Origin of the sequence: Pseudomonas sp. NBB (assembly GCF_032701105.1) — a bacterium.
GTDB classification, from domain to species: domain Bacteria; phylum Pseudomonadota; class Gammaproteobacteria; order Pseudomonadales; family Pseudomonadaceae; genus Aquipseudomonas; species Aquipseudomonas asiatica.
Genome location: NZ_CP103994.1, coordinates 5,248,646 through 5,273,608 on the forward strand (window position 1 = coordinate 5,248,646; position 24,963 = coordinate 5,273,608).

The following is a 24,963-nucleotide window of genomic DNA, read 5'->3' on the forward strand; positions in this document are numbered from 1 at the left end:
CGCCATGAGCGAAGATCGATCGAGCAACGGGCAGAAGTCCTGGCTGGGTAAACTGACCCAGGCTTTTGCCCATGAGCCGAAAAACCGCCAGCAACTCCTTGAACTGCTGCGCGAAGCCCATCAGAACAAACTGCTGGACAGCGAAGCGCTGACCATCGTCGAAGGCGCTATCCAGGTGGCCGACCTACAGGTTCGCGACATCATGGTGCCGCGTTCGCAGATGATCAGCATCAAGGCCAGCCAGTCGCCCCGCGAGTTCCTGCCGGCGGTGATCGACGCTGCGCACTCGCGCTACCCGGTGATCGGCGAAAGCCACGACGATGTGCTCGGGATCCTGCTCGCCAAGGACCTGCTGCCGCTGATCCTCAAGGAGAATGGCGACAGCTTCAACATCAAGGACCTGCTGCGCCCGGCCACTTTCGTGCCCGAGTCCAAGCGCCTGAACGTGCTGCTGCGCGAGTTCCGCGCCAACCATAACCACATGGCCATCGTCATCGACGAGTACGGCGGCGTGGCCGGCCTGGTCACCATCGAGGACGTGCTGGAGCAGATCGTCGGCGATATCGAGGACGAGCACGACGTCGAGGAAGACAGCTACATCAAACCGCTGCCCAGCGGCGACTTCCTGGTCAAGGCGCTTACCCCGATCGAAAACTTCAACGAGTTCTTCGACAGCGAATTCTCCGATGACGAGTTCGACACCGTCGGCGGCCTGGTAATGAGCGCCTTCGGTCACCTGCCCAAGCGCAACGAGACCACCGAGATCGGCCCTTACAAGTTCCGTATTCTCAATGCCGACAGCCGGCGGATACACTTGCTGCGCCTGACACCGATCACCCGTTAAGGACAAACATGCGTTGGATCACCCGCCCCGGCTGGCCCGGTAACCTGCTGGCCCTGGCGGCCGGTGCCTCCACCCTCCTGGCCCTGGCGCCTTTCGACATCTGGCCCTTGGCCGTGTTGTCCATCGCCCTGCTCTACCTCGGCCTGCGCGAGCTCAGCCCGCGCCAGGCCATGTGGCGCGGCTGGTGGTTCGGCTTCGGCCTGTACGGTGCCGGTACCTGGTGGATCTACGTCAGCATGAACACCTACGGCGGTGCCTCGCCGCTGCTGGCGATCCTGCTGCTGCTGGCCTTCTTCGCCGCCCTGGCCTGGTTCTTCGCCCTGCCCACCTGGCTGTGGGCACGCTGGCTGCGCCGCACCGAAGCACCACTGGCCGACGCCTTGTGCTTTGCCGCCCTGTGGCTGCTGCAAGAGGCCTTCCGCGGCTGGTTCCTGACCGGCTTCCCCTGGCTCTACGCCGGCTACAGCCAGCTGGACGGCCCGCTGGCCGGCCTGGCACCGCTGGGTGGCGTGTGGCTGATTTCCTTCGCACTGGCCCTGACCGCTGCCCTGTTGTGCAACGTGCACCGCCTGCGCGCCCGCCCCTCGTTCCTCGCGGTGGGCTGCCTGCTGTTGCTGGCCCCGTGGGTGCTGGGCCTGGCGCTCAAGGGCCATGCCTGGACCAAGCCGGCGGGCGACCCACTGAAAGTGGCGGCCATCCAGGGCAACGTCGAGCAGGACCTGAAATGGGACCCGGCACACATCGATGCGCAACTGGCGCTGTACCGTGACCTGAGCTTCAGCTCCAGGCCGGTAGACCTGCTGGTGTGGCCGGAAACCGCGGTCCCGGTGCTCAAGGACCAGGCCCAAGGCTATATCGACGTGATGGGCCGGTTTGCCGCCGAGCGGCATTCGGCGCTGATTACCGGCGTGCCGGTGCGTGAAGTGGTGCATCACCAGCGCCGCTACTACAACGGCATCACCGTCACTGGTGAAGGCGATGGCACCTACCTCAAGCAGAAGCTGGTGCCTTTTGGCGAGTATGTGCCGCTGCAGGACATGCTGCGTGGCCTGATCGAGTTCTTCAACCTGCCCATGTCGGACTTCGCCCGCGGGCCGGAAGACCAGCCGCTGCTGCAGGCCAAGGGCTACCAGATTGCGCCGTACATCTGCTACGAAGTGGTCTACCCCGAATTCGCCGCCGGCCTGGCGGCCCGCAGCGACCTGCTGCTGACCATCAGCAACGACACCTGGTTCGGTACCTCGATCGGCCCGTTGCAGCACCTGCAGATGGCACAGATGCGCGCGCTGGAAGCCGGGCGCTGGATGATCCGCGCCACCAACAATGGCGTGACCGCGCTGATCGACCCGTTTGGCCGCATTACCACGCAGGTACCGCAGTTCCAGCAGGCGGTGCTGTATGGCGAGGTGGTGCCGATGCAGAAGCTGACGCCGTACCTGCAATGGCGGTCGTGGCCGCTGGCGATAGTCTGCGCATTGCTGCTGGGTTGGGCGTTGCTGGCCGGGCGCATTGCCAAGACCGTTTGAGTTTTCCTGTACCGGCCTCTTCGCGGGTAAACCCGCTCCCACAGGGACCGCACAAGCCCATGGCCTGCGGTGTACCTGTGGGAGCGGGCGTGCCCGCGAAGAGGCCGGTGCAGGCAGTACAAGGCTCAGTAGAACAGCCGATACCCCACCAACCCGGCCACTTCATTGAGCAACTGCCCGCTCTGCCACATCGCCCGGCTCTCCGGCAGCAACCCGCCGAACGGCCGCGCATGATCGCGCCCGAGGAACCCGACTGGCGCCGGCACCACCTCGAACCCCGCCTGCTCGAAGCTCCAGCGCGAGCGCTGCATGTGCCAGGCCTGGGTCACCACGACCACACGGCGAATTCCCAACGGCTGCAGCACCTTGGCCGTCAGCCGGGCATTCTCCCAGGTAGTGCGGCTGCCCTCCTCTCGCCATTTCACCTCGACACCGAAATCTTCACGCAGGCGATCAGCCATCAACTGCGCCTCGCTCGGCGGCGAGCCATAGTGCAACCCGCCACTGGTCAACACCGGCAAGCCCGAAGCCTTGGCCAGCCGTGCGGCAAAGCGCATGCGCTCCAGCGCCGTGGCTGTGGGCTGGTCGCCACCACCCCAGGCCGGGTCACCTCGCTCACGCCCCGCGCCCAGCACCACGATGGCATCTGCCCGGTTTGCCAGGCCTGTCCAATCGCTTACCGCCAGTGGCGCTTCTGTCTCGAGCACACGAGCGGTTTCCTGCACCACCAGCGGCAGGCTCATCAGCCACAGGCCACCAAGGCCCAGGGCAAAGCACAGCGCTGCCAGCCGGGGCCGACGGCGGCGCAGCCACCACGCCACAAGCAGCAGCAGGAATAGGACGCCTGGCGGCATCAGCCATTGTTTGACGAAGAATCGGATCGACATTGGCCACACCTCCTTGGCAGGCGTGCAGCCTAGAAGGATCGACGCCGGTCAACAAGGGTGTGGCCGGCGCCGATCGTGAGCTGTGCAAAATTTAAGAACCGGCGCGCGATAGCCTGCGCCTGGCGTCCTGAACGGCTAGCGATGCGGCAGCGTCCTGGATCTCGCCGTGCTGGCGGGGCGTTTCTTGTCCTTGAGCCAGATGATCTTGGCCGATGTCGGCTCCGCTTGTGGGTAACTGCCGACACAGGCATTGTGGCGCTCCGGGAGGGAATCCAGGTAGGCCTTGATCAGTTCGAACTCTGCGTGGCTCAGGCCACGCAATTCCAGCTCGGCTGGCATTTCGTCGCGCAATCGCACCGAGGTCCTGGCCACTTCCAGCGCCAGGCCAAGCCGGTCGATCAGGCGTTCGTATAGCTCCGGTCTGATTGCGGGTAGCTGCGTCTCTCCCATCCGTTCACCTCATTGAAGATAAGAATATCTCCCCCCACACCTGAGCTTAGCGTCGTTGAAAAAAGCAGCCGTGTGCCGCGACCAGCGGGCATTCGCAACGAAGGTTTCCCACGATGCGCGGCGCTGCTGTATGCTACGGCGTTCACTCTAAACGACACCGGAGTGCCGGACGCAGCGAGGTTCCGCTGCCTGGAACAAGGTCTCTTCCCTCTCAGCAAAAAGTAGCCATGCACGAACAATACACGCCCCGTGATATCGAAGCCGCCGCCCAGAAGTTCTGGGACGAGCAACAATCGTTCGCTGTTACCGAACAGCCAGGCAAGGACACCTACTACTGCCTGTCGATGTTCCCGTACCCGAGCGGCAAGCTACACATGGGCCACGTGCGCAACTACACCATCGGTGACGTGATTGCCCGCTACCAGCGCATGCTGGGCAAGAACGTCCTGCAGCCGATGGGCTGGGACGCATTCGGTATGCCCGCGGAAAACGCGGCGATGAAGAACAACGTCGCCCCGGCCAAGTGGACGTACGAAAACATCGACTACATGAAGACCCAGCTCAAGAGCCTGGGTCTGGCCATCGACTGGGCACGTGAAGTCACCACCTGCAAGCCCGACTACTACCGCTGGGAGCAGTGGCTGTTCACCCGCCTGTTCGAGAAAGGCATCATCTACCGCAAGAACGGTACCGTGAACTGGGACCCGGCGGACCAGACCGTACTGGCCAACGAGCAGGTCATCGACGGCCGTGGCTGGCGTTCGGGCGCGCTGATCGAGAAGCGCGAAATCCCGATGTACTATTTCCGCATCACCGACTACGCAGACGAGCTGCTGGAAAGCCTCGACGAGCTGCCGGGCTGGCCTGAGCAGGTCAAGACCATGCAGCGCAACTGGATCGGCAAGTCGCGCGGCATGGAAGTGCAGTTCCCGTACGACCTGGCCAGCATCGGCCACGAAGGCACCCTCAAGGTCTTCACCACCCGTCCCGACACGCTGATGGGTGCCACCTACGTCGCCGTCGCCGCCGAACACCCGCTGGCCACCCAAGCCGCCCAGGGCAACCCGGCGCTGCAGGCGTTCATCGATGAGTGCAAGAGCGGCAGCGTTGCCGAAGCCGACATGGCCACCCAGGAGAAGAAGGGCATGGCCACTTCCCTGCTGGTCGAGCACCCGCTGACCGGCGAGAAGCTGCCGGTATGGGTCGCCAACTACGTGCTGATGCACTACGGCGATGGCGCCGTCATGGCCGTGCCGGCCCACGACGAGCGCGACTTCGAGTTCGCCCACAAGTACAACCTGCCGGTCAAGGCGGTGGTGCGCACCAGCGCTGGCGATGAAGTCGGCAACGAGTGGCTGGCCGCCTATGGCGAGCACGGCCAGCTGATCAACTCCGGCGAATTCGACGGCCTGGACTTCGCCGGTGCCTTCGACGCCATCGAAGCCGCCCTGATCCGCAAGGAGCTGGGCAAATCGCGTACCCAGTTCCGCCTGCGTGACTGGGGTATCAGCCGCCAGCGCTACTGGGGCTGCCCGATCCCGATCATCCACTGCCCGTCCTGCGGCGACGTACCGGTGCCGGAAGACCAGCTGCCGGTCACCCTGCCGGAGAACGTGGTGCCGGACGGTGCCGGTTCGCCACTGGCGCGCATGCCTGAATTCTACGAGTGCAACTGCCCGAAATGCGGCACCGCGGCCAAGCGCGAAACCGACACCATGGACACCTTCGTCGAGTCGTCCTGGTACTTCGCCCGCTACGCCTCGCCGAACTACGAAGGTGGCATGGTCGACCCGAAAGCGGCCAACCACTGGCTGCCGGTCGACCAGTACATCGGCGGTATCGAGCACGCCATCCTGCACCTGCTGTACGCGCGCTTCTTCCACAAGCTGATGCGTGACGAAGGCCTGGTCACCTCGAACGAGCCGTTCAAGAACCTGCTGACCCAGGGCATGGTGGTCGCCGAAACCTACTACCGTGTGGCCAGCAACGGCGGCAAGGACTGGTTCAACCCGGCCGATGTCGAAGTCGAGCGCGATGCCAAGGCCAAGATCATTGGCGCCCGTCTGAAGACCGACGGCCTGCCGGTGGAAATCGGTGGCACCGAGAAGATGTCGAAGTCGAAGAACAACGGCGTCGACCCGCAATCGATGATCGACCAGTACGGCGCCGACACCTGCCGCCTGTTCATGATGTTCGCCTCGCCGCCCGATATGAGCCTGGAATGGTCCGACTCCGGCGTCGAAGGCGCCAGCCGCTTCCTGCGCCGCGTCTGGCGCCTGGCCCAGGCCCACGTGGCCCAAGGCCTGCCGGGCAAGCTGGATGTCGCCGCCCTGGACGACGCGCAGAAGGTCATCCGCCGCGCCATCCACGCCGCCATCAAGCAGGCCAGCACCGACGTGGGTCAGTTCCACAAGTTCAACACCGCCATCGCCCAGGTGATGACCGTGATGAACGTGCTGGAAAAGGCCCCGCAAGCCACTGAACAGGACCGTGCCCTGCTGCAGGAAGGCCTGGAGGCCGTCACCCTGCTGCTAGCTCCGATCACCCCGCACATCTCCCACGAGCTGTGGCAACAGCTGGGCCACCAGCAAGCAGTCATCGACGCCAACTGGCCAACCGTCGACGAGGCAGCCTTGGTACAGGACACCGTCACCCTGGTGGTGCAGGTCAACGGCAAGCTGCGTGGACAGGTCGAAATGCCGGCCGCCGCCAGCCGCGAAGAAATCGAAGCCGCGGCGCGCAGCAACGAGAACGTCCTGCGCTTCATCGATGGCCTGACCATCCGCAAGGTCATCGTGGTTCCGGGCAAGCTGGTCAACATCGTCGCCAACTGATGGCAACGCCCGCCCGCAGGCACTGCGGGCGGGCGAACAGGCCCACAAGGGAGCAACAACATGATCAAACGCAATTTGCTGGTAATTGGCCTGGCGGTCATGCTCAGCGCCTGCGGTTTCCAGCTGCGCGGCACCGGCTCCACCGAACTGAGCGTGAAGGAAATGGACGTAAGCGCACGCAACGCCTACGGCCCGACCGTGGTCCAGCTGCGTGAAGTACTGCAGCGTAGCGGCGTCAACGTGCACGCTGGTGCACCGTACCGCCTGGTGCTGACCAACGAGCAGGAGCGCGAGCGCTCGGCGACCTACAACAGCGGCAACCGTACCGCCGAGTACGAGCTGACCACCGTGCTGAACTACAGTATCCAGGGCCTGAACAACCTGGAGCTGATGAGCGACAAGCTGGAAGTGCGCAAGATCTACTTGCGTGACGGCTCGAACATCACCGGCTCCGAGCAGGAAGCCGTCCGCGCCCGCGAAGAAATGCGTCGCGACCTGGTCAACGCCATGGTCGTTCGCCTGCAGTTGCTGACCCCGTCCCAGCTGGACGAGCTGCAGCGTCAAGCCGACGAACGTGCCAAGGCCGAAGCCGCTGCGCTGGAGGCCGCTCGCCGCCAGCAGGCCGAAAGGCCTCAGCAGTCGCCACTGGAAGTACCGGGCAACTAAGCCCGAGCGGGGTACCTTCGGGTACCCCGCCTGTTTCCCATGAAGCTCGCTCCCGCCCAACTCAACAAGCACCTGCAAGGCGCCCTGGCACCGGTCTACGTGGTCAGCGGCGACGACCCGCTGCTGTGCCAGGAAGCCGCCGACGCCATCCGCAACGCCGCGCGCCAGCAGGGCTTCGACGAACGCCAGGTCTTCAGTGCCGACGCCAACTTCGACTGGGGCACCCTGCTCCAGGCTGGCGCCAGCCTGTCCCTGTTCGCCCAGCGCCGCCTGCTGGAATTGCGCTTGCCCTCGGGCAAGCCTGGTGACAAGGGCGCTGCTGCGCTGATGGAATACTGCGCCAACCCTGCCGAAGACACCTTGCTGCTGGTCAGCCTGCCCAAGCTCGACGGCAGCGCGCAGAAGACCAAGTGGGGCAAGGCGCTGATCGAAGGTGCCCACTGCCAGTTCATCCAGATCTGGCCGGTGGATGTGCACCAGCTGCCGCAGTGGATCAACCAGCGCCTGCAGCAGGCCGGCCTGTCGGCACAGCGTGACGCCGTCGACCTGATCGCCGCACGCGTGGAAGGCAACCTGCTGGCTGCAGCGCAGGAAATCGAAAAGCTCAAGCTGCTTGCCGAGGGCAACCAGATCACCGTGGAGACCGTGCAGGCCGCCGTCGCCGACAGCGCCCGCTTCGATGTCTTCGGCCTGGTCGATGCCATTCTCAACGGCGAAGCTGCGCATGCCTTGCGTATGCTCGAAGGCTTGCGCGGTGAAGGCGTGGAGCCACCAGTAATTCTCTGGGCCCTGGCCCGAGAGCTGCGCCAACTGGCGGGGCTGGCCCAGCAGTTCAGCCAGGGTGTACCGCTGGAGAAGGCTTTCAGCCAGGCCCGCCCACCGGTCTGGGACAAACGCCGGCCACTGGTCAGCAAGGCCCTGCAGCGCCTGTCGGCGCAGCGCTGGGCGCAGTTGCTGCAAGATGCCCAGCGTATCGATGCACAGATCAAGGGCCAGGCCGAGGGCTCGCCGTGGACTGGCCTGGCGCGCTTGTCGCTGCTGATGGCCGGCCAGCGCCTGGCACTCCCTCCCGAGTAACTGGGGCCGCTGTGGGAGCGGGCATGCCCGCGAATCAGGCGACGCAGTGGATGGCACCGGCTTCGCCGGTGTTCGCGGGCACGCCCGCTCCCACAGGGCTGCAATGCCCCCCCAACATCTCGACCATATACACAATCAATTGGCCCCACCCTGCCCCAAGCCCTACAGTGCGCTGCGAAACCCACCCAACCGGGGAACCCCGCCATGAGCAAAAAGCCGAAAAAGCACGGCCCCAACAAGGCCAAGTCGATCATCGCCCAACCGCTGTTCCGCTGCCGCCAGGAACAGCCGAACAAGGGCAAAGGCAGCTACCGCCGCGAAGCCTTCCAATCGAGAGATTGGGAGGCTTCCTACTTTTTGGCTGCATGAAAGCATCGAGAGCGCAGGCATGATATGGTCGTCACCTGACCTGCAATTCTGGATCTGTGAATGCTCCTCAGTCTTCTCCCCCGCTGGAAAACCCGCCAGCTGATCGCGGCCTCCAGTTTCATCCTGCTCGTGGCCTGCGCAGAAAAGCCCACCGCCGCAGATGCCTTGCCGCTGGCCCCCGCCCAGCCCACCCCTGTGGTGACCCTGCCCGGCACGACGCCCGACACCAGCACTGAAATCCAGCCTCTGCAAACCTTCGCGCAATGGCAAGCAGGCTTTCGCCAGCAAGCCCTGCAAGCCGGCATTTCGCAGGATACGTTCGACCGCGCCTTCCTCGGCGTCACCCCCGACATGGACGTGATCAAGGCCGATCGCAGCCAGCCGGAGTTCACCCGCCCCGTATGGGAATACCTCGAAGGCGCCCTGTCGCCTCTGCGCGTGCGCAACGGCAAGAAGCTGCTGGAGCAGAACGCCGAACTGCTGACCCGCATCGAGCAAAGCTATGGTGTCGATCGCCAAGTGCTGGTCGCGGTATGGGGCATGGAAAGCAACTTCGGCCAGTTTCAGGGCAACAAGTCGGTGATCCGCTCGCTGGCTACCCTGGCCTATGAGGGCCGACGCCCGCAGTTCGCCCAGGACCAGCTGATCGCCGCGCTGCAGATCATTCAGCACGGCGACATCCAGCCTGAGGCCATGCGTGGTTCGTGGGCCGGTGCCATGGGCCAGACCCAGTTCATCCCGACCACCTACAACACCCATGCCGTGGACTTCGACGGCGATGGCCGCCGCGACATCTGGAACAGCACGGCAGACGCCTTGGCCTCGACCGCGCACTATCTGCAGAGTTCGGGCTGGAAGCGTGGCCAGCCGTGGGGCTTCGAGGTACAGGTGCCGCCTGGCTTCGATTACTGGCAGGCCGATGGCGCTCTGCGCAAGCCGGTGAGCGAGTGGCTTGCGATGGGCGTGAAACTGCCTGCCGGTACCCAGTTGCCGGTGGGTAGCAACCAGCTGTCTGCCGCACTGCTGCTGCCCGCGGGCGCGCGTGGCCCGGCATTCCTGGTGCTGGACAACTTCCGCGCCATCCTCAAGTACAACAATTCGTCGTCCTACGCGCTGGCAGTAAGCCTGCTGGGTGATCGCTTCACGGGCTGGGGCTTCATTGCCGGCAGCTGGCCGAAAGAAGACCTGCCCCTCAGCCGCAGCGAGCGCATGGAGCTGCAGAACCTGCTGAACAGCAATGGGCACGAAGCCGGCAATGCCGATGGCATCATTGGCGCCAATACCCGCAAGGCGATCCGCAATGCCCAGCAGGGGCTGGGGTGGCCGGCGGATGGGTATCCGACCCACAAGCTGCTCGAGAGCCTGCGCAAATAGTAAGATTGCTGGGGGCGCGTTGCGCCCCTTTCGCGACACAAGGCCGCTCCCACAAGCGATAGCACTTCTCCTGTGGGAGCGGCCTTGTGTCGCGATGGGCTGCAAAGCAGCCCCGACAATCTCAAGCCTTGAACAAATCCTGCTCCAACACCAATGTCTGCCTCCCGCTATCCAGCATTACCTGAGCCCCCAACGGCAAGCACACATTCGGGTCACAATGCCCACTGCGCCACCCGGCCAGCACCGGTACACCCAGCGGCGCGAAGATATCCTCCAGCAGAGGCGTCAACGCCGCAGTGGTAATCCCGGCAAAGTCCCCCACCAGCACACCCTTCACCCCCTCCAGCTTGCCTGCCAGGCGCAGCTGGGTCAGCAAGCGATCCACCCGGTAAAGCGGCTCGTTGACGTCCTCGATGAACAGGATGCAGCCCTGCGTATCCAGTTCGGCAATCGTCCCCAGGGTCGCGCCCAACATCGACAGGTTGCCGCCCAGCAGCGGCCCGCTGGCCACCCCATGCAGCACGCTGCTCAATGCGAAGTCAGCAGGGTGCACGATCTGCTCCCCTGCCCGCACATGCCCACCCAGCTGCGCCAGCAACGAAGTCTCGGTTGGCGGCAACTTGGCCCCCAGCAGGTCGGCATTGAGCATCCCGCCATGAAAGGTGAGCAGCCCGGTATGCCGGTAGATCGCCGTGTGCAGCGCGGTTATGTCGCTGTAACCGATCAGCGGCTTGGGGTTGCACCGGATCAGTTCGAAATCGAGTTGGTCGAGCAGCCGCATGCTACCGTACCCCCCACGCATGCACAGAATGGCGTCGATAGCCGGGTCGGCAAAGGCATCATGCAGGTCCTGTAACCGCTGCCGGTCCGGCCCCGCCAGATAGCCCTGGGCCTGAAGGGCTCCCGGATAGATGCGGCAGCTGTAGCCTCTATCAACGAACCACTGGTTGACCTTGTGCGTATCCAGCCGCGCCGCGCCCGCCGGGGCGACAATGGCAAAACAGGCATCACGCGGCAGCGCGGCTGGCAGGCTGGGTTGGAAGGTTTCGGCGCAATTCATCGCGGCTCCTTGCAGCGCGTGTGGCACAAACAAAAATGCCGATGCGGCCCTTCGGCGCGCATCGGCATGCGTGGCTCTGTGCTTGGCTCAGAGCTTGATCTTGGCTTCGTGAGCCTGCTGGTCAGCGTGGTACGAAGAACGCACCAACGGGCCGGAAGCGACGTTCTTGAAGCCCATCTTGTAACCTTCCTCGGCGAACCAGGCGAAGGTGTCCGGGTGGACAAACCGCTGCACCGGCAGGTGGCTGCGCGACGGCTGAAGGTACTGGCCGAGGGTGAGCATGTCGATGTCATGCTCGCGCATGCGGTGCATCACTTCGATCACTTCCTCATCGGTTTCGCCCAGGCCGAGCATCAGGCCCGACTTGGTCGGTACGTGCGGCACCAGCTGCTTGAACTTCTGCAGCAGGTCCAGCGACCAGTCGTAGTCCGAACCCGGGCGTGCGGCCTTGTACAGGCGCGGCACGGTCTCGAGGTTGTGGTTGAACACATCCGGCGGCTCTTGCGCGGTGATCTCCAGGGCAATATCCATGCGCCCACGGTAGTCCGGCACCAGGGTTTCCAGCTGTACGCCCGGCGACAGCGCACGGATTTCGCGGATGCAGTCGGCAAAGTGCTGGGCACCACCGTCACGCAGGTCGTCGCGGTCCACCGAGGTGATCACCACGTACTTCAGGCGCAGGTCGGCGATGGCGATGGCCAGGTTCTTCGGCTCGTCCAGGTCCAGCGGTTTCGGCCGGCCGTGGCCAACGTCGCAGAACGGGCAACGACGGGTGCAGATGTCACCCATGATCATGAAGGTGGCGGTACCACCGGAGAAGCACTCGCCGAGGTTCGGGCAGGATGCCTCTTCGCATACGCTATGCAGCTTGTGCTTGCGCAGCAGCTGCTTGATGCGGTCTACCTCGGGCGACACCGGGATACGCACGCGGATCCAGTCGGGCTTCTTCGGCAGCTCTTCGGTGGGGATGATCTTCACCGGGATGCGCGCCACCTTTTCGGCACCACGCAGCTTGACCCCGGCTTCCACCTTCTTCGGCGCTGGGCGCGGGGTGGCATCCTGGGTAGGTATCAGGTTCGGCACGGCTTCTTGCACAGTTGTCATATTCAGTCGATTCCGCCCGTGAGGGTCGTCTGCTCAGCGTAGTCGAGGTGCTTGACCAGCTGTCCGCGCAGCCTTGTCCTGACCTCGTCGAGTTCGATCGGACCTGCCAGGTCGCGCAGCTGGGTCATCGCCAGCCCCGCATAGCCGCAGGGGTTGATTCGGCGGAATGGCGCGAGGTCCATGTCCACGTTCAGGGCAAGGCCGTGGAACGAACGGCCGTTGCGGATTCGCAGGCCGAGGGAGGCGATTTTCGCTCCGTCGACATAGACGCCCGGGGCATCGGGCTTGGCCGCGGCCTGGACATCGTAACTGGCGAGCAGGTCGATGAGGGTCTGCTCGATACGGCTGACCAGCTCACGCACGCCAAAGCCCAGCCGGCGCACATCCAGCAGCAGGTAGGCCACCAGCTGCCCGGGGCCATGGTAGGTCACCTGGCCACCGCGATCGGTCTGCACTACCGGGATGTCGCCCGGCACCAGCAGGTGCTCGGCCTTGCCGGCCTGGCCCTGGGTGAAGACCGCGGGGTGCTCGACCAGCCAGACTTCATCCTGGCTGTCCGGGCTACGCTGCTCGGTGAAGCGACGCATGGCCTCCAGCACCGGTTCGTAGGGCTGCAGGCCAAGCTCGCGAAAACCGAGGCAGGCGGACATCAGAGCACCATTTTCACGATGCCGGTAGCGCGCAGGGCGCTGTTGATATCGTGCAGCTGGTTCTCGCTTTCGGCAACGATGTGCAATTGCACGGTGGTGTACTTGCCTTCCTTGCTCTGGCGCTCGGCCAGGGTGGAAAGGTCGACCTTCGCGTGCTTGCTCAGGATCTCGATCACCGTGTCCTTGAAGCCGACAACGGTGTCACCGATGACCTTGATCGGGTAATCGTCGCAGGGGAATTCGATCTTGTGCGACTTGACGTCTGGTTCGCTCATGGCGGAAACGGCCTCGTAAGCCGTGGCAACAACAACGCCCCCGCAGGATACGCGGGGGCATGCAGGTCACGTATCAGTTGAACAACCCGTAGAAGAATAGACGGATGCTATCCCACATACGGCGGAAGAAACCACCTTCCTCGACGCCATCGAGGGCGATCAGGTCGGCGCTGTGAACCACTTTCTCGTCCAGTTTGACTTCCACTTTGCCGATCACGTCACCTTTGGCGATTGGCGCGGTGAGCTGCGGGTTCATGGTCATCGAAGCCTGCAGGCGCTTCAATTGGCCTTTAGGCATAGTCAGGGTCAGGTCGTTGGCCAGGCCAGCTTTCACTTCGCCAGTCGCGCCCTTCCAGACCGGCGACTTGGTCAGCTCGGTACCCTTCTGGTAGAAGGTCTGGGTTTCGAAGAAGCGGAAGCCATAGGTCAGCAGCTTCTGGGTCTCGGCAGCACGCGACTGCTCGCTGTTGGTGCCGAAGACCACGGCGATCAGGCGCTGGCCATCGCGAACGGCCGAAGCCACCATGCAGTAGCCGGCTTCGTCGGTGTGGCCGGTCTTCAGGCCGTCGACAGTCTTGTCACGCCACAGCAGCAGGTTGCGGTTTGGCTGCTTGATGTTGTTCCAGAAGAACTCTTTCTGCGAGTAGATGGCGTAGTGGGCCGGGTCGACGTTGATGATCGCACGGGCCAGGGTAGCCATGTCGTGGGCCGACGAGTAATGGTCCGGGTGCGGTAGGCCGGTCGGGTTCATGAAGTGGCTGTTGGCCATGCCCAGGTCGGCAGCGGTCTTGTTCATCATGTCGGCGAAGGCGTCTTCGCTGCCGGCGATGTGCTCGGCCAGGGCAACCGAGGCGTCGTTGCCGGACTGGATGATGATGCCGTGCAGCAGGTCGCTGACGGTCACCTGGCTGCCCACCTTGATGAACATGCGCGAACCGCCGGTCCGCCAGGCGTTTTCGCTGACGGTAACCGGGTCGTTTTCACCGATCTGGCCGCGACGGATGTCCAGGGTGGCGATGTAGGCCGTCATCAGCTTGGTCAGGCTGGCAGGCGGCAGGCGCTCGTCACCGTTGTTCTCGACCAGCACGTTGCCGCTGGACGCATCCATGAGTACGTAGGACTTGGCTGCCAGTTGCGGTGGCGCCGGCGTCATCTGCTCAGCCGCGAAGGCGGCAGGCGTGATCATCAGCAGTACGGGCAGGCAAAGTCGTTTGGCAAGGTTGGTGATGTTCATCCGTCTCTCGAAAATCGCTAATGGTCTGATGTTCCCTGGGCAAGATCATGTGCCCAGCGCCAGTCAGTCTAGTTTTTGCGGCCGTAGGCCTGGCTCGCAATGTGCGGCTTTATGTCGCTGCGGGCAAAAGCCGACATTGTACATGCCCGCGCCCGTCAATTCATGACAAAACCGACAGTTTGGTGTTGCCTTCTTCGCGGGCGCGCCCGCTCCCACAGGGTTTCGCATGCCCTGTGGGAGCGGGCGTGCCCGCGAAGAAGGCAACGCGGTCAGTCAGCTGTGACCAGCTTGGCCTGCCCAAGGTTCGCCAGGCGGATGCTGTCCTGCGCTTGCTGGATCTCGCCCTGGCTGTTGATCGGCCCGAGGCGCACGCGGTGCAGGGTCTGCTGGTTACGCACGATCGAGCTGATGAACACTGGCGCGCTGACCATGCTGCTGAGCTTGGAGCGCAGCAGTTCGGCGGCGTCCGGGTTGGCGAAGGCACCCACCTGCAGGAAGCTGCCGCCACTGCCGGCCGGCACGTTGTTGCCGGCCACCTGCACCGGCACCACCGGCGCCGCATGCTGCTGGGGCGGCGGGGTCCATTGCTCGACGCGCCCGGTACTGGCCGGGATCGCCTGGGTCTGGGCCACCTGGGGCTCCTTGAGCACCATCGGTGGTGTCTGGCCACGCTGGGCCCACCACTGCTGCGGGTCGATACCTTCGACGCGCACGTGCGCGGTGCCAATCTCGGCATAACCGAGCTTTTTCGCCGCGGCATAGGACAAGTCGATGATGCGGTCCGAATAGAACGGTCCGCGGTCGTTCACCCGCAGGATCACGCTACGGCCGTTGGCCAGGTTGGTCACCCGCACGTAGGCCGGCAGCGGCAGGGTCTTGTGCGCCGCGCTCATGCCGTACAGGTCGTACAGCTCGCCGTTGGCGGTGTTCTGGCCGTGGAACTTGGTGCCATACCACGACGCGGTACCTTCCGCGCGATAATTGCGCGAGTCCTGCATCGGGTAGTAGGTCTTGCCCAATACCGTGTACGGGTTGGCCTTGTAGTTGCCGGTGTGCACGGTTGGCGTGGCGTCGGGGATCTTGTTCACATCCACGTCCCACCACGGCGCGCCGTCCTTGTGCGCGCGGTTGATGTCCAGGCCCGGCTGGGTGCGCACCACGTTGCCACTGCTTTGCTGGGGCGGGCGGTTGGACGAACAGCTGGCCAGCACCACGCCCACGGCGAGGCAGGTGAGCAGCTTGAAAGACTTGCCAGAGATGATTGCGCGCATTACTTGACGCCCCGTGCTTGAACCAGCTGTTCCGATAGCTGATGCACCGCCATGGCATACATCACGCTGCGGTTGTAGCGAGTGATCGCGTAGAAGTTCTTCAGGCCCATCCAGTACTCGGGGCCATTGTCGCCCTCGAGACGGAAGGCGGTAACCGGCAGATCATCGCGCAACGAATCATGGACCGACCAGCCAAGCGTGCGCAACTCCCCAACGGTTTTTACCGGCTCGATGCCGGTGGTCAGGCCTTCGTCGGCGCGCCCACCGTCCACCCAGGCGCGGCTGACCACACCTTCGCCGGCCACCCAGCCGTGGCGCTTGAAGTAGCTGGCCACGCTGCCAATGGCGTCGTCCGGGTTGTTCCAGATATTGATGTGGCCGTCGCCGTCGAAGTCCACCGCGAAGTTGCGGAAGCTGCTCGGCATGAACTGCGGCAGGCCCATTGCACCAGCATAGGAGCCTTTGAGCGTCAGCGGGTCGAGCTGTTCCTCACGGGCCAGCAGCAGGAATTCGCGCAGCTCCTTGCGGAAGAACTCCGCCCGTGGCGGGTAGTCGAAGCCCAAGGTCGACAAGGCATCGATCACCCGGTAATTACCGGTGTTGCGGCCAAAGAAGGTTTCCACGCCGATGATGGCAACGATGTACTGCGCCGGCACGCCATATTCCTGCTCGGCACGGGCCAGCACCGCCTCGTGCTGGCGCCAGAAGTCCACACCGCGGGCAATACGCGCGTCAGTGATGAACATCGGCCGGTAGTCCTTCCACGGCTTTACCCGTTCGGCCGGGCGCGAAATGGCGTCGAGGATCGACTGTTTGCGCTGCACCTCCGCGAACACACCCATCAGCTGCTCAGGGGCAAAGCCATAGTCGCGGCTCATTTCGCCAACGAACTGGGCCACCTGCGGCGAGCCCTGATAATCGCCGGCATGGGCCAGCTGTACAGCGCCGAACAGGCCCACCGCGCCGATCCACGGCGCACAACGGGCAGCCCAGTTACGCACTGCTTGCATGAAGTTCTTCACCTTATTCAAACCTGAGCGATCCATTTGCGGTGCGTGTGGATCGACATCAGAACGCCAAACGCTGACAGCAGCGTCACCAACGAAGTTCCGCCATAGCTGATGAAGGGCAGCGGCACGCCCACCACGGGCAGAAGGCCGCTGACCATACCGATATTGACGAACACGTACACAAAGAAGGTCATGGTCAGGCTGCCCGCCAGCAGCTTGCCGAACAGGGTCTGCGCCTGGGCGGTGATCATCAGGCCACGGCCGATCAGCAGCAGGTAGACGATCAGCAGCAGGCAGATGCCGACCAGGCCGAATTCCTCGCCGAGCACGGCGATGATGAAGTCTGTGTGGCTTTCCGGCAGGAAATCCAGATGCGACTGGGTGCCGAGCAGCCAGCCCTTGCCGAAAACACCGCCCGAGCCGATCGCCGCCTTCGACTGGATGATGTTCCAGCCAGTGCCCAACGGGTCGCTTTCCGGGTCGAGGAAGGTCAGTACCCGTTGCTTCTGGTAGTCGTGCATGACGAAGAACCACATCGCCACCGCCACTGGCACCGCAGCCGCCAGTACGCTGAGGATCCAGCGCCAGCGCAGGCCGCCCATGAACAGCACGAAAGCTCCGGAGGCGAGGATCAGCAGCGCCGTACCCAGGTCGGGCTGGCGCACGATCAGGATGAACGGCACGCCGATCAGCACCAGGCTGATCGCCACATGCTTCAGATGCGGCGGCAACGTGCGCTTGGACAGGTACCAGGCGATTGTCGCCGGCATGATGATCTTCATGAACTCCGAGGGCTGGAAGCGGATCACCCCGGGGATGTTGATCCAGCGCGTGGCGCCCATGGCGTTGTGGCCCATCACGTCCACCACCACCAGCAACAGCACCCCGGCCAGGTAGGCCAGCGGCACCCAGCGAGCCATGAAGCGCGGCTCCAGCTGGGCGATGATGAACATCGACACCAGGCCGATGCCGAACGAGGTGGCCTGCTTGAGCAGCAGGTCCCAGTTCTTGCCACTGGCCGAATACAGGACGAACAGGCTGCCGGCCGCGAGGGTCAGCAGAATGATCAGCAAAGGGCCGTCGACGTGGATGCGCTGCAGAAAGCTGGCGCGCCGACGCATCACATCCTCGCTGGAGAGCATGCGATCGAAATTGTTCATCACAGGGCTGATTCCTGGGTAACGGTGGCAGGCGCGAACTCGGGCTTGAGCCGGCCGTTTTCGTCGAGCAGCCAGGCGTCCATCACCTGGCGAACCACCGGGGCGGCGACGCCCGAGCCGGACTCCCCGTTCTCGACCATCACCGAAACCACGATCTTCGGGTCCTCGGCCGGGGCGAAGGCGACGAACAGGGCGTGGTCGCGGTGGCGCTCCTGAAGCTTGTTGCGGTCGTACTTCTCGCCCTGCTTGATTGCCACCACCTGGGCGGTACCACTCTTGCCGGCAATGCGATATTGCGAGCCGATGGCCGCCTTGCGTGCGGTACCGCGGGCATTGTGCATCACCTGCTCCATGCCATGAGTGACCTTGGCCCAGTCGGACTTGTCACGCAGCACGATGTTTTCCATGGGGTTGTCGTCCACCGGCGGCTGGCCTTCGATGGTCTTGGCCAGGTGCGGGCGGTTCCACACGCCCTTGTTGGCGATCAGCGCAGTGGCCTGGGCCAGTTGCAGCGGCGTGGCCTGCATGTAGCCCTGGCCGATGCCGAGGATCAGGGTTTCGCCGGGGAACCAGGCCTGGCGGCGGGTGGCGCGCTTCCATTCACGCGATGGCATCAGCCCGGCGGATTCCTCGAACATGTCGAGGGAAACCCGCTGGCCGATGCCGAACTTGTTCATGTAGCTGGACAGCCGATCGATGCCCATCTTGTGGGCAAGGTCGTAGAAGTAGGTGTCGTTGGAGCGCATGATCGCGGTGTCCAGGTCGACCCAGCCATCGCCCGAACGGTTCCAGTTACGGTATTTGTGGTCGTAGTTGGGCAGCTGGTAGTAGCCCGGGTCGAACACCCGGCTGCCGGCATTGACCACGCCGCTGTCCAGGCCGGCGATGGCCACCGCCGGCTTGATGGTCGAACCTGGCGGGTACAGGCCGCGCAGCACGCGGTTGAACAGCGGTCGGTCGATCGAGTCGCGCAGTTCGGCATAGGCTTTGAAGCCGATGCCGGTGACGAACAGGTTGGGGTCGAAGCTGGGCTGGCTGACCATCGCCAGCACCTCGCCGGTACGCGGGTCGAGCGCCACCACCGCACCACGCCGGCCACCCAGGGCAGCCTCGGCGGCCTCCTGCAGCTTGATGTCCAGGCTCAGCACGATGTCCTTGCCCGGTTTCGGGTCGGTGCGCTTGAGCACCCGCAGCACGCGGCCGCGGGCGTTGGTCTCGACTTCCTCGTAGCCCACCTGGCCATGCAGGTCGGCTTCGTAGAAGCGTTCGATGCCGGTCTTGCCGATGTGGTGGGTGCCGCTGTAGTTCACCGGGTCGAGGGTTTTCAGCTCTTTCTCGTTGATCCGCCCCACATACCCCACCGAATGGGCAAAATGCGCGCCCTGCGGGTAATGGCGCACCAACTGGGCCACCACTTCCACGCCAGGCAGGCGGAACTGGTTCACCGCCACACGGGCGATCTGCTCTTCGTTGAGTTCGAACAGGATCGGCACCGGCTCGAACGGCCGGCGGCCCTGGCGCATGCGCTTCTCGAACAGGGCGCGGTCGTCGGCCGTCAGCTCCAGCACTTCGACGATGGTATCCAGCACTTCCTGCCAGTTACCCGCACGTTCGCGGGTCATCGACAGACTGAAGCTGGGCCGGTTGTCGGCGACGATCACCCCGTTGCGGTCAAAGATCAGCCCGCGGGTCGGCGGGATCGGCTGCACATGCACCCGGTTGTTCTCCGACAGCGTCGAGTGATAGTCGTGCTGGATGACCTGCAGGTAGTACAGACGCGCAATCAGCACGCAGATAAGCAGCATGATCGCGACTGCGCCGACCACGACGCGGTTGCGCACCAGGCGGGCGTCTTTCTCGTGGTCCTTGAGACGGATCGGCTGCGACATCGGACTGCTTACAGGCTCATTTATGGTAAGGATGCCCGGACAGCACGGTCCAGGCGCGGTAGATCTGCTCGCCGATGAGTATCCTTACCAATGGGTGCGGCAAGGTCAGCGGCGACAGCGACCAGCGTTGCTCGGCGCGCGCACAGACCTCGGGCGCCAGGCCTTCCGGGCCGCCCACCATCAAATTCACCGTGCGCGCATCCAGGCGCCAGCGGTCCAGCTCGGTCGCCAGCTGCTCGGTACTCCAGGGCTTGCCATGGACCTCGAGGGTGACGATGCGTTCCCCTGGCTGAACCTTGCTCAGCATGGCTTCGCCCTCCTGACGGATCAGGCGGGCGACGTCGGCATTCTTGCCACGAGTGTTCAGCGGGATTTCCACCAGCTCCAGCGACAGCTCGGCGGGCAGGCGCTTGGCATATTCACGCCAGCCTTCCTCGACCCACTTCGGCATGCGCGAGCCGACCGCGATCAGGCGCAGACGCACAGCGCTTTCCTTATTCCCGGTCCTTGAGCTTGTCGGAGTACTCGTGGGCATGGTCCGGGCTGTGGTGCTTGCCATCGGCGGCACGGCTTTGCTCGGCCCCCTGCCACAGGCGCTCCAGGTCGTAGAACTGGCGGGCAGCGGCGGTCATCATGTGCACGATGACGTCGTTCAGGTCCAGCAGTACCCAGTCGCTGTCGCCCTTGCCTTCTTCACCCAGCGGCTGGGCGCCCTTGGCCTTGACCGCTTCGCGGACCTTTTCCAGCATCGCGTTGATCTGGCGGTTGGAGGTACCGGTGGCAATGATCATGTAGTCGGTCAGGCTGTGCTTTTCGCGCACGTCGATGACCTGGATGTCCTGGGCCTTGACGTCTTCCAGCGCTGCCTTGGTCAGGGCGACCAGTTCTTCGCCGTGGATTTTCTGCTTGGTCATATAAAACTCGTTCAACTCGTTGGATGAGGCGCCAGAGGCACCGTCAGTTAGGTGCACGATACAGTTCGTGCGCCTCGATGTAGGCCAGTACGGCGTCCGGCACCAGGAACCTCACCGATTTGCCGCTGGCCAGCAGCTGTCGGATCTGTGTAGCCGACACCGCAAGCGGCGTCTGCCAGACGAACGAAATGTTTCCCGCCGGGCCGGACAAGGCGGTGGGATCGCTCTCCGAGCGCGCAGCCAGCAGGTTGCGCAGCTCGTCAGGGGGTTCTACGTCGGCATCCGGGCGTTGCAGCACCAGGATGTGACAGTGTTGCAGCAATTCTTCCCAGCGGTGCCAGCCGGGCAGGCCACAGAAGGCATCCCAGCCCAGCACCAGGAACAACTGGTCGCCAGCGGCCAGTTCGGCGCGGATCGATTCCAGCGTGTCTATGGTGTACGACGGTTTGTCGCGCGCCAGTTCGCGGGCATCCACGCTCAGGCAGGGCACGCCCTGTACAGCGCCTTGCACCATGGCCAGGCGGTCCTGCGCGGCCACCTGCGGGGTGTCGCGGTGCGGCGGCCGGGCGTTGGGCAGCAGGCGCAGCTCGTCCAGCCCCATGAACTCGGCCACTTCCAGCGCGCTGCGCAGGTGGCCGATGTGCACGGGGTCGAAGGTGCCGCCAAGAATGCCGATGCGCCGGACTGCCTGGGCCTTGCTCAACTCAGCAGGACTCCTGGCCGCGCAGCTGGCCGTCACCGATCACCACGTACTTCTCGCAGGTCAGGCCTTCCAGGCCGACCGGGCCGCGGGCATGCAGCTTGTCGGTGGAAATGCCGATTTCCGCACCCAGGCCGTACTCGAAGCCGTCGGCGAAGCAGGTCGGGGTATTGAGCATGACCGACGCCGAGTCGACCTCGGCCATGAACTGGCGGGCTTCACCCTGGTGTTCGCTGATGATCGAGTCGGTATGGTGCGAGCCATAGTGGTTGATGTGCTCGATGGCCTGGTCCAGCCCATCGACCACGCGAATCGACAGGATCGCGTCCAGGTATTCGGTGTGCCAGTCGGCCTCGGTGGCGGGCTTGGCGTCGATGATCGCCCGGGTGCGCTCGCAGCCACGCAGCTCGACGCCCCTCTCCTGGAAGCGACTGGCCATTTCCGGCAGGAAGCGCTCGGCCACCTGCTGGTCGACCAGCAGCGTTTCCATGGCACCACAGATGCCATAGCGGTAAGTCTTGGCGTTGAACGCAACGCGCCAGGCCTTGTCCAGGTCGGCGTGCTGGCTGACATAGACGTGGCAGATACCGTCCAGGTGCTTGATCACTGGCACGCGGGCATCGCGGCTGATGCGTTCGATCAGGCCACGGCCACCGCGCGGCACGATGACGTCGACGAATTCCGGCATGCTGATCAGCGCGCCCACGGCTTCGCGGTCGGTAGTCTCGACCACCTGCACCACGGCTGCCGGCAGGCCGGCGGCGGCCAGGCCACGCTGGATGCAGGTGGCGATGGCGCGGTTGGAGTGGATGGCTTCGGAGCCGCCACGCAGGATGGTCGCGTTACCCGACTTCAGGCACAGGCTGGCGGCATCGATGGTCACGTTCGGGCGCGATTCGTAGATGATCCCGATCACCCCCAGCGGCGTGCGCATCTTGCCGATCTGGATACCGGATGGGCGGTAGCTCATGTCGCGGATGGCACCGACCGGGTCCGGCAGGCCAGCCACCTGGCGAAGGCCGGTGATCATGCCGTCGATACGCGCCGGGGTCAGCGCCAGGCGGTCGAGCAGCGCGGGCTCCAGGCCGTTGGCACGGCCGGCGGCCAGGTCCAGCTCGTTGGCTGCGGTCAGCTCGGCACGAGCGGCGTCCAGTGCGTCGGCGGCAGCTTGCAGGGCGCGGTTCTTCTGCGCGGTGCTGGCACGGCCGATCACCCGGGAAGCCTCACGGGCAGCGCGACCCAGGCGGGTCATATAGTCAAGAACGGACTCAGTCATGGGTTCGGTGTCTTGGCGAAGGGGAAATCGGCTGATTATAACTGGCGCGCAGGTGTACGCCCAGCGGCGGGTGGCGGATGGTAGAAAATGGCTGGGGGCATTGTGTAGGAAAGATGTAACCGGGGTTATCGAAATTTCTATCTCCTATCAGGGCCTTTTCGCGGGTAAACCCGCTCCCACAGGGATTGCACAAGGCCTGGGACCTCCGAGGTACCTGTGGGAGCGGGCGAGCCCGCGAAAGGGCCGGCCCTGCCAACATCCCACTCGATTCAGCCTCGATTAAGCTATTCATTGCTATCATCCCCGCCGTCCCAGCCACGAACCGCCCGCATGCCAGCCTTGCCCGACAGCTTTTTCGACCGCGACGCCCAGACCCTGGCCAAGGCCCTGCTGGGCAAAGTCATACGCCATCGCCACGGCGACCTGTGGCTGGCCGCGCGCATCATCGAGACCGAGGCCTACTACCTCACCGACAAAGGCAGCCACGCCTCGCTCGGCTACACCGAAAAGCGCAAGGCGCTGTTCCTCGATGGTGGGCACATCTATATGTACTACGCCCGCGGCGGCGACTCGCTGAACTTCAGCGCCCACGGGCCAGGCAACGCGGTGCTCATCAAGTCGGCCTATCCTTGGCAGGACGCCCGCTCGGGGCCGAACAGCCTGGCACAGATGCAACTGAACAACCCCGATGCCAGCGGCAACCTCCGCCCGGCCGAGCGCCTGTGCGCCGGCCAGACCTTGCTGTGCCGCGCCCTGGGCCTGAAGGTGCCGCACTGGGACGCCCAGCGTTTTGACGCCGAGCGCCTGTACGTGGAGGATTGCGGCAACTTCGTGCCACGGGTGATCCAGGCCGCCCGCCTGGGCATCCCGCATGGCCGCGACGAGCACCTGCCCTACCGTTTCGTCGATGCCGAATACGCCCGTTTCTGCACGCGGAACCCGTTACGTCGCGGCCAAGTCGAAGGCCGCGACTTCTTCATTCTGGAACAAGGAAGCTGAACCATGGGCCAATGGCTCGACAGCCTGACTGGCTGGCTCAGCGCCAACCCGCAGTGGCTTGGCCTGGCGATATTCCTGGTGGCCTGCATCGAGTGCCTGGCCATTGCCGGCATCATAGTGCCAGGCACCGTGCTGCTGTTCGCGGTCGCGGTACTGGCCGGCAGCGGCGCCTTCAGCCTGGGCGAAACGCTGCTGCTGGGCTTTCTCGGTGGCCTGGTGGGCGATGCGTTGTCGTACACGGTGGGCAAGTACTTCCACCAGAACATTCGCAGGCTGCCCCTGCTGCGCCACCATCCGGAATGGATCGGCAGCGCCGAGGCCTACTTCCAGCGCTACGGCATCGCCAGCCTGCTGGTAGGGCGCTTCATCGGGCCGCTGCGGCCTATGCTGCCAATGGTCGCCGGCATGTTCGACATGCCGCTGCCGCGGTTCATCGCCGTCAGCCTGGTGGCCGGTGCCGGCTGGGCAGTGGCCTACCTGCTGCCCGGCTGGGCTACCGGCGCAGCCATGCGCCTGCCCTTGCCGGAAGGCTTCTGGCTGGATGCCGGGATCATCGCCGGCACCCTGGCAGTCATCATCGGGCTGAGCCTGAACACCAGCATTCGTGATCAACGCCACGGTACCCGGCTGATCGCCGGCATGAGTTTCCTGGCCTTGGCCGGGGTCTTCCTCGGCTGGCCCTACCTGCACGAGTTCGACCAGGGCGTGATGACACTGGTGCAGGAGCACCGCAGCCAGGCCATCGATGGCGCCGTGGTGCTGGTGACCCGGCTGGGCGATTTCCGCACTCAGTTATTCCTCGGCGGGCTGCTGACGGGCCTGCTGCTGCTTGCCCGGCAGTGGCGGCATGCCATGTTCGCTGCGGGCGCACTGATGGGTACGGCGTTTGCCAACGGCACGCTGAAGTGGCTGTTCGCCCGGGCCCGCCCGGAAGTGCTGAGCGACCCGCTGACCAGCTACAGCATGCCCAGTGGGCACAGTTCGGCGTCGTTTGCGTTCTTCCTGGTAATGGCAGTGCTGGCCGGTCGCGGTCAGCCGCCGCGAATGCGCCTCACCTGGGTGATGCTGGGCTGCATTCCAGCGCTGGCGATTGCCCTGTCACGGGTGTACCTCGGGGCGCACTGGCCGACCGACATCCTCGCCGGGGCCTTGCTGGCGTGCTGCGTGTGCGCGCTCAGCCTGGCACTGGCGCAACGTCACCAGACACTCCCGGCCTTGCCGCTGCGGGTGTGGTGGCTGGTGTTGCCGGCGTGTGTCGCGTTGCTGGCGTTCTTTGCCATGCATGCGCTGCCACAGGCTTTGCTGCGGTATCAATATTGATGTCGCCTGTACCGGCCTCTTCGCGGGTAAACCCGCTTCCACAGAGATAGCGCCGTTCTCAGGCTTGATGCAGT

At 64.4% G+C, this 24,963-nt stretch carries 24 protein-coding genes; 9 read left to right on the plus strand and 15 right to left on the minus strand.

All coding sequences use genetic code 11. The features are described 5' to 3' along the window. The first annotated feature begins 4 nt into the window (after positions 1-4). Positions 5-844, plus strand: coding sequence for an HlyC/CorC family transporter (locus NY023_RS24280; protein ID WP_003257584.1), 840 nt, complete (start codon positions 5-7; stop codon positions 842-844). A gap of 8 nt (positions 845-852) precedes the next feature. Further along, positions 853-2,370 carry an apolipoprotein N-acyltransferase gene (lnt, locus tag NY023_RS24285; protein WP_013974344.1) on the plus strand — a complete coding sequence of 506 codons (1,518 nt, stop codon included), beginning with the start codon at positions 853-855 and terminating at the stop codon, positions 2,368-2,370. A 125-nt stretch (positions 2,371-2,495) separates the two neighbouring features. On the opposite strand, the gene NY023_RS24290 is transcribed toward lnt, so the two are convergent. After that, positions 2,496-3,257, minus strand: a complete 762-nt coding sequence (locus NY023_RS24290) for a YdcF family protein (protein ID WP_013974345.1) — start codon at positions 3,255-3,257, stop codon at positions 2,496-2,498. A 135-nt stretch (positions 3,258-3,392) separates the two neighbouring features. Next, the gene (locus tag NY023_RS24295) at positions 3,393-3,707 is read right to left on the minus strand and encodes a hypothetical protein (protein WP_003257582.1); all 315 of its coding nucleotides are present in this window, start codon (positions 3,705-3,707) and stop codon (positions 3,393-3,395) included. 227 nt (positions 3,708-3,934) lie between these two features. On the opposite strand from NY023_RS24295, the gene leuS reads away from it, so the two are divergent. The 5 genes from leuS to NY023_RS24320 all read left to right on the plus strand — a co-directional run bounded on the left by leuS (position 3,935) and on the right by NY023_RS24320 (position 10,027). Then, positions 3,935-6,541, plus strand: coding sequence for a leucine--tRNA ligase (leuS, locus tag NY023_RS24300; RefSeq protein WP_013974346.1), 2,607 nt, complete (start codon positions 3,935-3,937; stop codon positions 6,539-6,541). A 60-nt stretch (positions 6,542-6,601) separates the two neighbouring features. Then, on the plus strand, positions 6,602-7,207 hold the full coding sequence (gene lptE, locus NY023_RS24305) for an LPS assembly lipoprotein LptE (RefSeq protein WP_013974347.1): 606 nt from the start codon (positions 6,602-6,604) through the stop codon (positions 7,205-7,207). 39 nt (positions 7,208-7,246) lie between these two features. Next, the gene (holA, locus tag NY023_RS24310) at positions 7,247-8,284 is read left to right on the plus strand and encodes a DNA polymerase III subunit delta (RefSeq protein ID WP_013974348.1); all 1,038 of its coding nucleotides are present in this window, start codon (positions 7,247-7,249) and stop codon (positions 8,282-8,284) included. Between the two features lie 204 nt (positions 8,285-8,488). After that, positions 8,489-8,653 carry an alternative ribosome rescue factor ArfA gene (gene arfA, locus NY023_RS24315; protein ID WP_003257578.1) on the plus strand — a complete coding sequence of 55 codons (165 nt, stop codon included), beginning with the start codon at positions 8,489-8,491 and terminating at the stop codon, positions 8,651-8,653. 60 nt (positions 8,654-8,713) lie between these two features. Beyond that, complete coding sequence (locus NY023_RS24320; protein ID WP_013974349.1) at positions 8,714-10,027, plus strand: lytic murein transglycosylase; 1,314 nt, start codon at positions 8,714-8,716, stop codon at positions 10,025-10,027. A gap of 121 nt (positions 10,028-10,148) precedes the next feature. On the opposite strand, the gene NY023_RS24325 is transcribed toward NY023_RS24320, so the two are convergent. The 13 genes from NY023_RS24325 to NY023_RS24385 all read right to left on the minus strand — a co-directional run bounded on the left by NY023_RS24325 (position 10,149) and on the right by NY023_RS24385 (position 22,570). Then, positions 10,149-11,087: an LD-carboxypeptidase gene (locus NY023_RS24325; RefSeq protein WP_013974350.1), complete on the minus strand. Its 939-nt coding sequence runs from the start codon at positions 11,085-11,087 to the stop codon at positions 10,149-10,151. Positions 11,088-11,174: 87 nt separating this feature from the next. Next, positions 11,175-12,191: a lipoyl synthase gene (gene lipA, locus NY023_RS24330; RefSeq protein WP_003257574.1), complete on the minus strand. Its 1,017-nt coding sequence runs from the start codon at positions 12,189-12,191 to the stop codon at positions 11,175-11,177. A 2-nt stretch (positions 12,192-12,193) separates the two neighbouring features. Then, positions 12,194-12,841 carry a lipoyl(octanoyl) transferase LipB gene (gene lipB, locus NY023_RS24335; RefSeq protein WP_013974352.1) on the minus strand — a complete coding sequence of 216 codons (648 nt, stop codon included), beginning with the start codon at positions 12,839-12,841 and terminating at the stop codon, positions 12,194-12,196. Next, the gene (locus NY023_RS24340) at positions 12,841-13,116 is read right to left on the minus strand and encodes a DUF493 domain-containing protein (protein ID WP_003249736.1); all 276 of its coding nucleotides are present in this window, start codon (positions 13,114-13,116) and stop codon (positions 12,841-12,843) included. The genes lipB and NY023_RS24340 overlap by 1 nt, the downstream gene beginning before the upstream one ends. A 73-nt stretch (positions 13,117-13,189) precedes the next feature. Further along, on the minus strand, positions 13,190-14,350 hold the full coding sequence (locus NY023_RS24345) for a D-alanyl-D-alanine carboxypeptidase family protein (protein ID WP_013974353.1): 1,161 nt from the start codon (positions 14,348-14,350) through the stop codon (positions 13,190-13,192). 269 nt (positions 14,351-14,619) lie between these two features. Further along, positions 14,620-15,621, minus strand: coding sequence for a septal ring lytic transglycosylase RlpA family protein (locus NY023_RS24350; RefSeq protein ID WP_013974354.1), 1,002 nt, complete (start codon positions 15,619-15,621; stop codon positions 14,620-14,622). Beyond that, positions 15,621-16,631, minus strand: a complete 1,011-nt coding sequence (mltB, locus tag NY023_RS24355) for a lytic murein transglycosylase B (protein WP_038410161.1) — start codon at positions 16,629-16,631, stop codon at positions 15,621-15,623. The genes NY023_RS24350 and mltB overlap by 1 nt, the downstream gene beginning before the upstream one ends. 17 nt (positions 16,632-16,648) lie before the next feature. Further along, entirely contained in the window at positions 16,649-17,752 is a 1,104-nt protein-coding gene (gene rodA, locus NY023_RS24360; RefSeq protein WP_015271941.1) for a rod shape-determining protein RodA, read from the minus strand. Positions 17,753-17,790: 38 nt separating this feature from the next. After that, positions 17,791-19,680 carry a penicillin-binding protein 2 gene (mrdA, locus tag NY023_RS24365; protein ID WP_013974357.1) on the minus strand — a complete coding sequence of 630 codons (1,890 nt, stop codon included), beginning with the start codon at positions 19,678-19,680 and terminating at the stop codon, positions 17,791-17,793. Positions 19,681-19,696: 16 nt separating this feature from the next. Beyond that, positions 19,697-20,164 carry a 23S rRNA (pseudouridine(1915)-N(3))-methyltransferase RlmH gene (gene rlmH, locus NY023_RS24370; protein WP_013974358.1) on the minus strand — a complete coding sequence of 156 codons (468 nt, stop codon included), beginning with the start codon at positions 20,162-20,164 and terminating at the stop codon, positions 19,697-19,699. A gap of 10 nt (positions 20,165-20,174) precedes the next feature. Then, complete coding sequence (gene rsfS / locus NY023_RS24375) at positions 20,175-20,594, minus strand: ribosome silencing factor (protein ID WP_013974359.1); 420 nt, start codon at positions 20,592-20,594, stop codon at positions 20,175-20,177. Between the two features lie 43 nt (positions 20,595-20,637). Next, positions 20,638-21,297: a nicotinate-nucleotide adenylyltransferase gene (gene nadD, locus NY023_RS24380; protein WP_013974360.1), complete on the minus strand. Its 660-nt coding sequence runs from the start codon at positions 21,295-21,297 to the stop codon at positions 20,638-20,640. Position 21,298: 1 nt separating this feature from the next. Continuing rightward, positions 21,299-22,570, minus strand: coding sequence for a glutamate-5-semialdehyde dehydrogenase (locus NY023_RS24385; RefSeq protein WP_044047160.1), 1,272 nt, complete (start codon positions 22,568-22,570; stop codon positions 21,299-21,301). A 330-nt stretch (positions 22,571-22,900) separates the two neighbouring features. On the opposite strand from NY023_RS24385, the gene NY023_RS24390 reads away from it, so the two are divergent. After that, positions 22,901-23,569 carry a DNA-3-methyladenine glycosylase gene (locus NY023_RS24390; protein WP_013974362.1) on the plus strand — a complete coding sequence of 223 codons (669 nt, stop codon included), beginning with the start codon at positions 22,901-22,903 and terminating at the stop codon, positions 23,567-23,569. A 3-nt stretch (positions 23,570-23,572) separates the two neighbouring features. Next, positions 23,573-24,889: a bifunctional DedA family/phosphatase PAP2 family protein gene (locus tag NY023_RS24395; RefSeq protein ID WP_013974363.1), complete on the plus strand. Its 1,317-nt coding sequence runs from the start codon at positions 23,573-23,575 to the stop codon at positions 24,887-24,889. Positions 24,890-24,963: the final 74 nt, after the last annotated feature.